At 68.8% G+C, this 10,976-nt stretch carries 12 protein-coding genes; 4 read left to right on the top strand and 8 right to left on the bottom strand.

Annotated elements, in window-relative coordinates; translation table 11 throughout:
* Window positions 1-143: 143 nt before the first annotated feature.
* The 4 genes from kynA to JI746_RS24465 all read right to left on the bottom strand — a co-directional run bounded on the left by kynA (window position 144) and on the right by JI746_RS24465 (window position 3,320).
* Window positions 144-935, bottom strand: a complete 792-nt coding sequence (gene kynA / locus JI746_RS24480) for a tryptophan 2,3-dioxygenase (RefSeq protein WP_330893069.1) — start codon at window positions 933-935, stop codon at window positions 144-146.
* Between the two features lie 94 nt (window positions 936-1,029).
* On the bottom strand, window positions 1,030-2,292 hold the full coding sequence (gene kynU, locus JI746_RS24475; RefSeq protein ID WP_201692910.1) for a kynureninase: 1,263 nt from the start codon (window positions 2,290-2,292) through the stop codon (window positions 1,030-1,032).
* The gene (kynB, locus tag JI746_RS24470) at window positions 2,289-2,918 is read right to left on the bottom strand and encodes an arylformamidase (protein WP_201692909.1); all 630 of its coding nucleotides are present in this window, start codon (window positions 2,916-2,918) and stop codon (window positions 2,289-2,291) included. The genes kynU and kynB overlap by 4 nt, the downstream gene beginning before the upstream one ends.
* Before the next feature lie 66 nt (window positions 2,919-2,984).
* Window positions 2,985-3,320, bottom strand: coding sequence for a YkgJ family cysteine cluster protein (locus JI746_RS24465; RefSeq protein WP_201692908.1), 336 nt, complete (start codon window positions 3,318-3,320; stop codon window positions 2,985-2,987).
* An 86-nt stretch (window positions 3,321-3,406) separates the two neighbouring features.
* Here JI746_RS24465 and JI746_RS24460 point away from each other — a divergent pair, with 86 nt between their 5' ends.
* Window positions 3,407-3,793, top strand: a complete 387-nt coding sequence (locus tag JI746_RS24460) for a hypothetical protein (protein WP_201692907.1) — start codon at window positions 3,407-3,409, stop codon at window positions 3,791-3,793.
* 135 nt (window positions 3,794-3,928) lie between these two features.
* On the opposite strand, the gene argF is transcribed toward JI746_RS24460, so the two are convergent.
* Both argF and JI746_RS24450 read right to left on the bottom strand, forming a co-directional pair.
* On the bottom strand, window positions 3,929-4,849 hold the full coding sequence (argF, locus tag JI746_RS24455) for an ornithine carbamoyltransferase (RefSeq protein ID WP_201692917.1): 921 nt from the start codon (window positions 4,847-4,849) through the stop codon (window positions 3,929-3,931).
* 8 nt (window positions 4,850-4,857) lie between these two features.
* Window positions 4,858-6,051: an aspartate aminotransferase family protein gene (locus JI746_RS24450; RefSeq protein WP_201692906.1), complete on the bottom strand. Its 1,194-nt coding sequence runs from the start codon at window positions 6,049-6,051 to the stop codon at window positions 4,858-4,860.
* A gap of 279 nt (window positions 6,052-6,330) precedes the next feature.
* Between JI746_RS24450 and JI746_RS24445 the strand changes: the two genes are divergently transcribed.
* On the top strand, window positions 6,331-6,654 hold the full coding sequence (locus tag JI746_RS24445; protein WP_201692905.1) for a DUF3579 domain-containing protein: 324 nt from the start codon (window positions 6,331-6,333) through the stop codon (window positions 6,652-6,654).
* Window positions 6,655-6,971: 317 nt separating this feature from the next.
* Here JI746_RS24445 and rpsT read toward each other — a convergent pair whose 3' ends face one another.
* The gene (rpsT, locus tag JI746_RS24440; RefSeq protein WP_201692904.1) at window positions 6,972-7,280 is read right to left on the bottom strand and encodes a 30S ribosomal protein S20; all 309 of its coding nucleotides are present in this window, start codon (window positions 7,278-7,280) and stop codon (window positions 6,972-6,974) included.
* Between the two features lie 118 nt (window positions 7,281-7,398).
* Between rpsT and murJ the strand changes: the two genes are divergently transcribed.
* The gene (gene murJ / locus JI746_RS24435; protein ID WP_201692903.1) at window positions 7,399-8,964 is read left to right on the top strand and encodes a murein biosynthesis integral membrane protein MurJ; all 1,566 of its coding nucleotides are present in this window, start codon (window positions 7,399-7,401) and stop codon (window positions 8,962-8,964) included.
* A 67-nt stretch (window positions 8,965-9,031) separates the two neighbouring features.
* Window positions 9,032-9,886, top strand: coding sequence for a SirB1 family protein (locus tag JI746_RS24430; RefSeq protein WP_201692902.1), 855 nt, complete (start codon window positions 9,032-9,034; stop codon window positions 9,884-9,886).
* Between the two features lie 274 nt (window positions 9,887-10,160).
* Here the strand turns inward: JI746_RS24430 and JI746_RS24425 are convergent, their stop codons facing one another.
* A complete protein-coding gene (locus JI746_RS24425; protein WP_201692901.1) occupies window positions 10,161-10,898 on the bottom strand; it encodes a ParA family protein in 738 nt (245 codons plus the stop codon).
* Window positions 10,899-10,976: the final 78 nt, after the last annotated feature.

Raw genomic sequence — 10,976 nt, 5'->3', positions numbered from 1 at the left:
TTCCAGCGACGCCACATCTCGGCGTTCTGCTCGGGCTCCAGCCCTCGATCTTTTCTCGATGTCATTCCGGCCTTTCACAACATGAATCATGTTGCATTGACCGGTTGAGACCGCCCCCCGCCTGCGCGGGGTGACGGTGCGGCCTACAAATCCGTGCGCAACTGCCACAACTCCGGAAACAGCACAACATCCAGCATCTTGCGCAGGTACGGCACGCCGCCCGTTCCGCCCGTTCCGCGCTTGAAGCCGATCACGCGCTCCACCGTCGTCACATGCCGGAAGCGCCACAGCCGGAAGGCGTCTTCCAGGTCCGTGAGCTCCTCGCCCAGCTCGTACAGATCCCAGCGCGCCTGCGGCTCGCGGTAGACGACCAGCCAGGCTTGTTCCACCTCGCGGCTGGCCTGGTAAGGCTGCGTCCAGTCGCGCTCCAGGTGCGATGCCGGCACCGGCAATCCGCGGCGCGCCAGCAGCCGCAGCGCCTCGTCGTACAGCGAAGGCGCTTCGAGCGCCGCACGCACCAGGGCATGGCGCCCGGCATGCATTTCGTGCGAGCGCAGCATCGCCGCGTTCTTGTTCCCCAGCATGAACTCGATGCAGCGGTACTGCCAGCTCTGGAAGCCGCTGGAGCTGGCGAGGTAGGGCCGGATCGCGCTGTACTCCGCCGGCGTCATGGTGGCCAGCACGTCCCAGGCGTGCACCAGCTGCTCCATGATGCGCGAGACGCGCGCCAGCATCTTGAACGCAGGCGGCAACTCGTCGCGGGCGATGCAGTCCCTGGCCGCGGCGAGTTCGTGCAGCATCAGCTTCATCCACAGCTCGCTGGTCTGGTGCTGCACGATGAACAGCATCTCGTTGTGGTCCGGCGAAAGCGGCTTCTGCGCCTGCAGGATCGCATCGAGCTGCAGGTAGTCGCCGTAGGTCATGTCGGGCTTCACTGGATACCTCCCCCAGGATCCGTCTGCTGCGCGGACTCCTCCTCCCCCCTGCGCGAGCGGAGGGGGCGAGCGCCTTCGGGCGGCCGTGCGGCACTCATGTCACCGCCTGCTGACGCGAGAACTCGGCGCGCCGCCATTCGCCGCTCTCCAGGACTTCGCGCAGGTGCTGCACCGCGTGCCACACGTCCTCGAAGCGCATGTACAGCGGCGTGAAGCCGAAGCGCAGGATGTCCGGCGGGCCGGCGCGGAAGTCGCCGATCACGCCGCGCGCGATCAGCGCCTGCACGATCGCATGGGCGCCTTCCCCGCGCGTGAGGCAGACCTGTGAACCCCGCAGTGCGTGCTCGCGCGGCGTGGCCAGCCCCAGGCCGTGGCCGGCGCAGTGTTGCTCCACCAGCGCGATGAACAGGTCCGTCAGCGCCAGCGACTTGCGCCGCAATGCCGCCATGCCGCCCAGCGGCTGCGCGACGAGCACCGTGTCGAGCCCGCAGTCGAGCGCGATCATGCTCAGGACGGGTTGCGTGCCGCACAGGTACCGTGCGATGCCGGCCGCGGGGCTGTAGTCGCTGGAGAAGGCGAACGGCGCCGCGTGACCCCACCAGCCCGCCAGCGGCTGCCAGAAGCGTTCGGCGTGGCGCGGGTGGACCCACACGAAGGCCGGCGCACCGGGCCCGCCATTGAGGTACTTGTAGCCGCAGCCGACCGCGAAATCGGCTTGCGCCGCGTGCAGGTCGACTTCGACGGCGCCGGCGCTGTGCGCCAGGTCCCAGACGACGAGCGCGCCCGCAGCATGCGCGGCGCGGGTGACGGCGGCCATGTCGTGCATCGCGCCGGTGCGGTAGTTGACGTGCGTGAGCATCAGGACGGCCGTGTCGTTTCCGAGCGCCCCGGGGATCTGCTCCGCCTCGATCAGTTGCAGCTCGAAGCCGCGCTCCCGGCACAGCGCCTGCGCGATGTAGAGATCGGTCGGGAAGTTGCTGCGCTCGCTGATCACGCTGCGCCGCGCGGGTGCATCGGCCCGCACGATGGACAGCGCCGCGCTCAGCACCTTGAACAGGTTGATCGAGGTGCTGTCGGTGGCGACCACCTCGCCGGCCCGCGCGCCGATCAGCGTGGCGATGCGGTCGCCCACGCGCTGCGGCAGGTCGAACCAGCCGGCGCTGTTCCACGAGCGGATCAGCCCCTCGCCCCATTCCTCCTTCACGGCGCGCGCGATCCGCTCGCCCGCGTGCTTCGGCAGCGGCCCGAGCGAGTTGCCATCCAGGTAGATCACGCCGGCCGGCAACGCGAAGAGCTCGCGCAGGGGGCCGAGCGGGTCCTGCGCATCGAGCGCGCGGCAGTCTGCCAGCGTCGTCATGCGAGCTCCCGCAGCACGGCGCGCACCGGCGACGCATCGGCGGTCACGAGCTTCAGGGGCAGCGCGATCAGCTCGTAGTCGCCTTCCGGGACTTCATCGAGCACCAGGTTCTCCAGCACGCGCAGGCCGCGCCGGCGCACCACCTGGTGGCTGGGCAGCGCCTTGCTCTCGGCCGGATCGATGCTGGCGGTGTCGATGCCGACCAGTTGCACGCCGGCGTCGGCCAGGCGCTCGATGGTCTCGGGCGCGAAGGCGGCGAGCTCCGGATCCCAATGGTCCACGGGTGCGCGCTCGTAGGTGCGCACCAGCACGCGCGCGGGAAGGCCCTGCGCCGCGTGCGCGATGTGCTCCCAGGTGACCAGCGCGCCGCGGCTGATGGCGTGGATCACGCGGCAGGGGCCGAGGTACGCATCCAGCGGCAGGGTGCCGATGGCGGCGCCCTCGGGGTCGTAGTGCAGCGGCGCGTCCGCATGGGCGCCGACATGCGGCGACAGGGTGAGCGTGCTGACGTTGACGGGGCAGCCCGGCGCGATCGTGGCGGCCCACTGCTGCCGGTACGGCGTATCCCCCGGAAAGACGGGTGAGCCCGCACGCACCGGCGGAGAGATGTCCCAGAGACGTGGCATGCGTCCAAGTGTGCGCCGGGGCGCGGCGGCGTGGTGTCAGTCGGGGGCGATGCCGCGGCCGCAGCTTCAGGTGCCGGGCCCGCCGGCATCCAGCGGCGGCAGCCCGTGGCGCAAGCGCGCCTTCTCGCAGGCGGCGCTGCCGGGTTCGAGCTCGCGGCAGGGATTGGGGCGCCACTCGTAGATCCCGCAGGACGCGCGCTCGCCCACCTTGCCGACCAGCGCCGCGCAGCGGATCGGCAGGTGGTCGGTGCCCCGCATGCGCCAGGTGGTGCCGGTGACCTCCACGGCGAGGCCCGCGGGCACGCTGCCGCCCTGTTCGTCGATTTCATCGACTGCGAAGTCGACGCGGAAGGCGGCGCAGCAGGCGCCGCAGCGCAGGCAAGGATGGTGGGGATCGGCCATTGGGATGGTCAACGCAGGCAGGGGCGGGCGCGTTGCGGAGAGACTGTACGTCAATACAGTATCCGCCACGACCCAGGAGGAAAAGCATGGAACTGCAGATCGCGCGCCAGATTATCGACACCCTGGCGCAGGGCATCCATCCCGTCACCGGTGAAGCCATGCCGGAAGACAGCCCCTACAACGCTCCGCCGGTGATCCGCGCGCTGCACACCGTGTCGCGCGCGCTGGAGGGCACCGCCGGCGAAGCGCCCAATCTTGCGCACGCCAGGCCGGGGCTGCCGCCGAACGCCGGCAAGCGCTGGTCGGCGCAGGAAGACTCCGCGCTGGAGATCGCGTTCGACGCCGGCATCCCCGTCAAGCAGGTCGCGCAGGAACTGGGCCGCACCCCTTTCGCGGTGGAGCAGCGGCTGATCAAGCTGGGGAAGATGGAGGCGCCGGCGGGGGGAGGGCGCTTCGGGTCCGCGGCCGGGTAGCTGGTCTTGCTCCTCCCCCTCCCGGGGGGAGGTTGGGAGGGGGGCGCTCCGGAAATGGCAGGGAGGCAGGGAGCGAACAACAGCGCGCAGGGAGCGCCCCCATCCCAACCCTCTCCCGGAGAGGGAGGGGGCAAGTCAGTCCGTGACTTTGCCGAGCAGCAGGAACTCCATCAGCGCCTTCTGCACGTGCATCCGGTTCTCGGCTTCGTCCCACACCACGGACTGCGGGCCGTCGATCACTTCGGCCTGCACTTCCTCGCCGCGGTGGGCGGGCAGGCAGTGCATGAAGAGCGCGTCGGGCTTGGCCACGCGCATCATCTCGGTGTCGACGCACCAGTCGGCGAAGGCCGCGCGGCGCTGCTCGTTCTCCGCCTCGAAGCCCATGCTGGTCCACACGTCGGTGGTGACCAGGTCGGCGCCGCGGCAGGCTTCCATCGGATCCTGGAACACCTTGTAGCTGTCGGTGCTGCGGATGCCGGCGACCGCCTGGTCGACCTCGTAGCCGCTGGGCGTGCTCACGTGCACGCAGAACCCGAGCAGTTCGGCCGCCTGCAGCCAGGTGTTGGCCATGTTGTTGCCGTCACCGACCCAGGCGACGACGCGGCCCTTGATCGAGCCGCGGTGCTCGATGTAGGTGAAGATGTCCGCCAGGATCTGGCAGGGATGGAACTCGTTGGTCAGGCCGTTGATCACCGGCACGCGCGAGTGCTCGGCGAAGCGGTCGATCTTGTCCTGCCCGAAGGTGCGGATCATCACCAGGTCGACCATGCGGCTGATCACCTTGGCGCTGTCCTCGATCGGCTCCGCGCGCCCGAGCTGGCTGTCGCCGGTGGTGAGGTGCACCACCGAGCCCCCGAGCTGGTACATGCCGGCCTCGAAGCTCACGCGGGTGCGCGTGGAGGCCTTCTCGAAGATCATCGCCAGCGTGCGGTCCGCCAGCGGGTGGTACTTCTCGTAGTTCTTGAACTTGCGCTTGATCACCGCCGCACGCTGGAAGATCCACTCGTGCTCCTCGGTGCTGAAGTCGCTGAACTGCAGGAAATGCCGGATCGCCATCGTGCGCTTCACTCCGCGAGGAACTGCTTCACCAGCGGCGCGAGGATCGCGACGATATCGTCCGCCTGCCGCTCCGTCAGGATCAGCGGCGGCAGCAGCCGCACGACGGTGTCCGCCGTGACGCTGATCAGGAGGCCGGCTTCGGCGGCACGCTGGGTCAGCACGCCGCAGGGCCGGGCGAGTTCCACCCCGATCATCAGGCCCTGTCCGCGGATCTCCACCACTTCCTTCAGGCCACCGAGTTCGCGGGCCAGCGTCTGCTTCAGGCGCGCGCCCACGCGGGCGGCGTTCTCCAGCAGGCCGTCTTCCTCCATGATGCGGATCGTCTCGACGCCCGCGCGCATCGCCAGCGGATTGCCGCCGAAGGTGGTGCCGTGGTTGCCCGGCTGGAAGATGTCGGCCGCCTTCGGGCCCGCGACCACCGCCGCGATCGGCACGCCGGAGCCCAGGCCCTTGGCCAGCGGCATCACGTCCGGCACGATGCCGGCCCACTGGTGCGCGAACCACTTGCCGGTGCGGCCCATGCCGCACTGGACCTCATCGATGATCAGCAGCCAGTCCTTCACGTTGCACAGCGCGCGCACCTTCTGCAGGTAGTCGATGCGCATCTGGTTGATGCCGCCTTCGCCCTGGATGGTCTCGAACATCACGGCGACCACGTTGGGGTTGCCGTCGGTCGCCTTGCGCAGGGCGTCGATGTCGTTCATCGGCACGCGGATGAAGCCTTCGACCAGCGGCCCGAAGCCCTTCTGCACCTTCTCGTTGCCGGTGGCCGAGAGGGTGGCGATGCTGCGGCCGTGGAAGGCCTTCTCGTACACCACGATCTCGGGGCGGGCGATGCCGCGGTCGTGGCCGTACTTGCGCGCCAGCTTGATCGCGGCTTCGTTCGCCTCCAGGCCGGTGGAGCCGAAGAACACGTTCGTCATGCCGGAGATCTGCACCAGCTTGCTGGCCAGCTTCTCCTGGTTGGGGACGTGGTAGTAGTTGGAGCTGTGGATGATCTTCGCGACCTGGTCCTGCAGCGCCGGCACCAGCTTGGGATGGTTGTGCCCCAGCGTGTTGACCGCGATGCCCGCCAGCCCGTCGAGGTAGCGCTTGCCGTTGACGTCCCAGAGGTACACCCCGTCGCCGTGGTCCAGCGCGATGGGCAGCCGGCCGTAGGTGTTCATGGTGTGGGGCGATGCCGCCTCGATGTTGGGCATGGGCGTTTTCCTGTTCTCCAAACGAAAGCGGCTCAACGTGCGGGTCCCGCCAGGCTTGCCTGCCGGGGTCACCGATGTGAGCCGTTGGAGCACGATTGTAGGCACACGGCCGCGGGGCTTTGGGTTGAGAATTCCGCATCGCTGCGATGCGTCCGCCGAGACAGCCCGGTGACAGGTCCGCGGGGTCCAATCGCGGCCTCAACTCTTATATAAGATATAATACTTGTGCGGTGCAGCAGACCCACCGGCTGCACGGCCCGACGCATGCGAAATCCACCCATGGTTCTGAAGATCGCCGACGAAGTGTTCATCCAGGGCGTGACCCGGGAAGGACGGACGTTCCGCCCCAGCGACTGGGCGGAGCGGCTCGCCGGAGTGATGAGTTCCTTCCGCCCCGGCGGCGCCCAGCCCGGCAGCCACCTGAACTATTCGCCCTGGTGCATCCCGACGGTGATCGAAGGCGTGAAGTGCGTGATCGTCAACCGGGCCCTGCGCGACTACGAGCCCATGGCCTGGGACTTCGTCATGAACTTCGCCAAGGACAACGAGCTGAAGATCAGCGAAGGGGCGCCCCCCGTGCGGGAAGAGCGGCGCACGGCGTAGCCTGGGCGCGCGACCGCGCTTGGCCGGATCCAAGACGGATGCAGGAATGCAGGAATGCAGGAATGCAGGAACGCAGAAGCCGCAAAGGTTACGCAAAAACCGCGAAAGGGATTTCACGAATGGAGATGCCCCTTCGAATCCCTTTTGCGGCTTTTGCGTTACTTTTGCGGCTTCTGCGCTAAAAAACGCTTGCTGTGGCGGCCGACGGCCCATGAAAAAACCGCCCGAAGGCGGTTTTTCGTTTTGCTTTGCTGGCAGCGCACCCGGATCAAACGGCGTGGGCCTGGCGGCTCACGGGCTGACCTGACGCTGGGGCGTCAGGCGGCGGGGGTTGCGGCCTGGAGGGCCTTGACCTTGGCGGACAGGCGGCTCTTGTCGCGCGCGGCCTTGTTCTTGTGGAAGATGCCCTTGTCGGCCACCGTGTCCACGATCGCTTGGGCCTTGGCGAACAGTTCGGTCGCCTTGGCCTTGTCACCCGCGACGACCGCCTTCTCGACGTTCTTCACCGCGGTACGGTATTTGGAGCGCAGCGAGGTGTTCGCGGCGTTGAGCTTGACGTCCTGGCGGGCGCGCTTGCGCCCCGACGCCAGGCGCGGGTTCTTCTTCTTGGGTTTTGCGGAAGCCATGGAGTAATTCCTTCGTGTCTGAGGATGATGCCAGCAAAGCCCACCATTATAGCCCGTACCATGGCCCTCGGCCAGCCGCGGGAACCCGGGGCCGGACCCCAGGGCTACACTCGCGGCGGTGAGCCTGTTCAAAGCCGCCTCCACCGTCTCCGCCCTGACCCTCGCCTCGCGCATCACCGGCCTGGTCCGGGACATGCTGTTCGTGGCCTTCTTCGGCGTGAGCGCGCTCACCGACGCCTTCTACGTCGCCTTCCGCATCCCCAACCTGTTCCGCCGCATCTTCGGCGAGGGCGCCTTCAGCCAGGCCTTCGTGCCGGTGCTGGCCGCATGCCGCACCAGGGAGGGGGAGGCCGGCGCCAAGCGGATGGTCGATCACGTCTCCACCGTGCTGCTGTGGACGCTGGTGCTGCTGTGCATCCTGGGGGTGATCGGCGCGCCGGTGATGGTCTGGGCGCTGGCCAGCGGGCTGCGCAAGGAGCCGTACGCCTACGACGCCGCCGTGCTCATGACGCGCTGGATGTTCCCGTACATCGGCTTCATGTCGCTGGTCGCGCTGGCGGGCGGCATCCTGAACACCTGGAAGCGCTTCGCCGTGCCGGCCGCCTCGCCGGTGCTCCTGAACCTGTCGATGATCGCCTCCATCACCGTGGCCGCGCCGCTGTTTCGCCGCCTCGGCATCGAGCCGATCTATTCGCAGGCGATCGGCGTCATGCTGGGCGGCGTGCTGCAACTGGCGATCCAGATCCCGGCGTTGCGGCGCATCGGCATGTGGCCGCGGGTGGGGCTGGCCTTCGCTGCGATCCGAGAATCCTGGCGCGATCCGGCCACCCGTGAGGTGCTGCGGCTCATGCTGCCCGCGCTGCTGGGCGTGAGCGTGGCCCAGATCTCGCTCCTGATCAACACGCAGATCGCTTCCTACTTGCCCGCCGGCAGCGTGAGCTGGCTGAACAACGCGGACCGGCTGATGGAGTTCCCGACCGCGATGCTGGGCGTCGCGTTGGGCGTGGTGCTGATGCCGCAGCTCGCCGCGGCGCGCGCCGGCGGCGACGAGGTGCGCTACTCCGCGATGCTCGACTGGGGCCTGCGCCTGGTCGTGCTGCTCGCCATTCCCAGTTCCATCGCGCTGCTGGTCTTCTCGGCGCCGCTGGTGGCCACCCTGTTCCACTATGGCGCGTTCAAGGACAGCGACGTGGGGCAGGTCGCGCTGGCCTTGGCCGGCTACGGCACCGGGCTGCTGGGCCTGGTGGCGATCAAGGTGCTGGCACCCGGCTACTACGCCAGCCACGACATGAAGACGCCGATGCGCATCGCGGTCGCGGCGCTGATCGTCACGCAGTTGCTGAACGTGGCGCTGGTGCCATGGCTCAAGCACGCAGGACTCGCGTTGTCGATCGGCCTCGGTGCCCTGGTCAACGCGGGGTCGCTGCTGGTCGGGCTGCTGCGGCGCGGCAGGTACAAGCCGAGCCCGGGCTGGGGGGTGTTCGCGCTGCAGGTGCTGGCCGGCAGCGCGCTGCTCGCGATCTTCCTGATGTGGGCCAACCAGCATTTCCCGTGGGTCGCATGGCGCACCGAGCCCTTCAAGCGCGCGGGGATGCTGGCCGTTCTGGTCGCGGGCGCCGGTGCTCTCTATTTCGGAGCACTGCTGGCGGCCGGCCTGAAGCTGCGTCAATTTGTCACGCACTGAGCAAGCGGCGCACCATAGAGCCGCTCCCGCTTGACGCCCCCTGGCCCGTCCATTACAACGACTTACCATGACGTCGCTGCCCATCACTGCGCCCACGCCGCTGGATTACTTCCGGACGCTGGTGCAAAGCGATGAACACTTCCCGCTGCTCGAGGCAGCGGCAAGCCTCGCGCAGGACGAATACCCCGACCTCGACCTGCAGACGGTGCTCGGCGATGTCGACCAGCTGCTCGCGCGGCTGAAGCGCCGCATCCCGGCCGACGCCGCGGCGCTGCAGCGGCTGCGCACGCTCAACCAGTTCTTCTTCCGCGACCTGAGCTTCGGCGGCAACGTCAACGACTACTGCGACCCGGACAACAGCTACCTGAACGTGGTGCTGCGCACGCGCCGCGGCATCCAGATCTCGCTGGCGGTGCTGTGGATCGAGCTGGCGCAAGGCATCGGGCTGCATGCGCGCGGCGTGTGCTTCCCTGGGCATTTCATGGTCAAGGTGAACCTGCCCAAGGGGCAGGTCGTGATCGACCCGTTCAGCGGCCAGTCGCTCTCGCGCGAGGAACTGTCCGAACGACTCGAGCCGTACAAGCGCCGCAGCGGCCTGGTCGACGAATTCGAAGTGCCCTTGGGCCTGTACCTGCAGGCCGCGCCGCCGCGCGACATCATCGCGCGCATGCTGCGCAACCTGAAGGAAATCCACCGCGCGCAGGAAGACTGGCAGCGGCTGATCGCCGTGCAGAACCGGCTGCTCGTGCTGCTGCCCGACGCCTGGGCCGAGTACCGCGACCGCGGCATCGCGCACGCGGAACAGGGCCACACGGAGCTGGCGGTCGGCGATCTCGAAACGTACCTGGTGCACGCGCAGGATGCGCTCGACATCGATGCGATCGCGGAGCGGGTGGCGGATCTGCGGCGGGCGAAGCAGTAGGTCCCGGATCTGCTGGCGTAGGCTGGTGGTGAGCGCCGCAGGCCGAACCCCGGCGTTTCTCCGTGCGGTCGCATCGCTGGGGTTCGCGCTTCGCGGCTCACCGCCAGCCTACGAAAACCGCGTCTCCCCGCCATCGGCGTGCGCGATCACCCCGCCTGCACAGCCTCTGCTCCGCAGCCTGCTGGCGTAGGCTGGTGGTGAGCGCCGCAGGCCGAACCCCAGCGTTTCTCCGTGCGACAGCCTGGGTTCGCGCGCTTCGCGGCTCACCGCCAGCCTACGAACACAGCCCCTGCCCCGGATGCAGCGGCCGCGCGCCCAGCACCGACGCCCTGCGCACCGGCAGGATGGGTTCCCGCCGCACCTCCGCAACGACCGGCACCGGCAGCAGCACCGGCCGCAGCCACTGCAGGACAGGCTCCCACTGCGCGAGGTCGGTCGCCACCTGGGTGGGCGCGACATCGAACAAGGTCAGGCCGCGCTCCAGGCTCTTCACGTAAAGCTGCGTCTCGCGCAGCATGCCGATCATCTCCACGTCCTGCTCGCCGGCCCACGCGCGCAGCACGCCGGCCGCATGGGTGCGGCCGTCCACCCGCATGCCCACGGTCGCCACGCGGCACTGGCCCTTGGCCACGCGCGGGAGCGTCTTGAGTTCGTCGAGGCAGGCCGCGGCGGATTCGCGGTCGAACACGGAGGGGCAGACCGGCACCACGATCGCATCGGCGAACATCACGATCCGCGCGAGCTCGAAGCCCTGCAGCCCGCCGGGCGTGTCGAGCACGACGTGCGTGATGCCGGAGGGCACGCGCAACACGTTCTTCTGGTCCACCACCCAGGGCGCGATGCCGGGCAGGGCCGGATCGCGGCGCCGCAGCCAGCCGCGGCTCGATTGCTGGCGGTCGACGTCGCCCAGCATCACCGAGAGCTTCTGGCGTGCGCACCAGGCTGCGACGTGCGCGGCGAAAGTGCTCTTGCCGCTGCCGCCCTTGCGGTTCACCACTGCCACCACCGGCATCGGGCCTCCCTTGTCGTGCGTGGCCGCTCGGGGCCCGCCTCGGGGAATGGTGCTCTTCAGCGCGGAAACCGCGCACTC

The organism is Ramlibacter alkalitolerans (genome assembly GCF_016722765.1).
Taxonomy (GTDB): domain Bacteria; phylum Pseudomonadota; class Gammaproteobacteria; order Burkholderiales; family Burkholderiaceae_C; genus Ramlibacter; species Ramlibacter alkalitolerans.
Note: the sequence above shows the minus strand (reverse complement) of the source record. Positions and strands in the feature narration are given on the sequence as shown.

Excerpts from the sequence above, each read along its gene's own strand:
- JI746_RS24460 (WP_201692907.1), top strand. The coding sequence starts at position 3,407 with ATGGAACTGCAGATCGCGCGCCAGATTATCGACACCCTGGCGCAGGGC.
- kynB (WP_201692909.1), bottom strand. The coding sequence starts at position 2,918 with ATGCCACGTCTCTGGGACATCTCTCCGCCGGTGCGTGCGGGCTCACCC.
- JI746_RS24430 (WP_201692902.1), top strand. The coding sequence starts at position 9,032 with ATGACGTCGCTGCCCATCACTGCGCCCACGCCGCTGGATTACTTCCGG.
- kynU (WP_201692910.1), bottom strand. The coding sequence starts at position 2,292 with ATGACGACGCTGGCAGACTGCCGCGCGCTCGATGCGCAGGACCCGCTC.
- JI746_RS24465 (WP_201692908.1), bottom strand. The coding sequence starts at position 3,320 with ATGGCCGATCCCCACCATCCTTGCCTGCGCTGCGGCGCCTGCTGCGCC.
- JI746_RS24445 (WP_201692905.1), top strand. The coding sequence starts at position 6,331 with ATGGTTCTGAAGATCGCCGACGAAGTGTTCATCCAGGGCGTGACCCGG.
- rpsT (WP_201692904.1), bottom strand. The coding sequence starts at position 7,280 with ATGGCTTCCGCAAAACCCAAGAAGAAGAACCCGCGCCTGGCGTCGGGG.
- JI746_RS24425 (WP_201692901.1), bottom strand. The coding sequence starts at position 10,898 with ATGCCGGTGGTGGCAGTGGTGAACCGCAAGGGCGGCAGCGGCAAGAGC.
- argF (WP_201692917.1), bottom strand. The coding sequence starts at position 4,849 with ATGGCGATCCGGCATTTCCTGCAGTTCAGCGACTTCAGCACCGAGGAG.
- JI746_RS24450 (WP_201692906.1), bottom strand. The coding sequence starts at position 6,051 with ATGCCCAACATCGAGGCGGCATCGCCCCACACCATGAACACCTACGGC.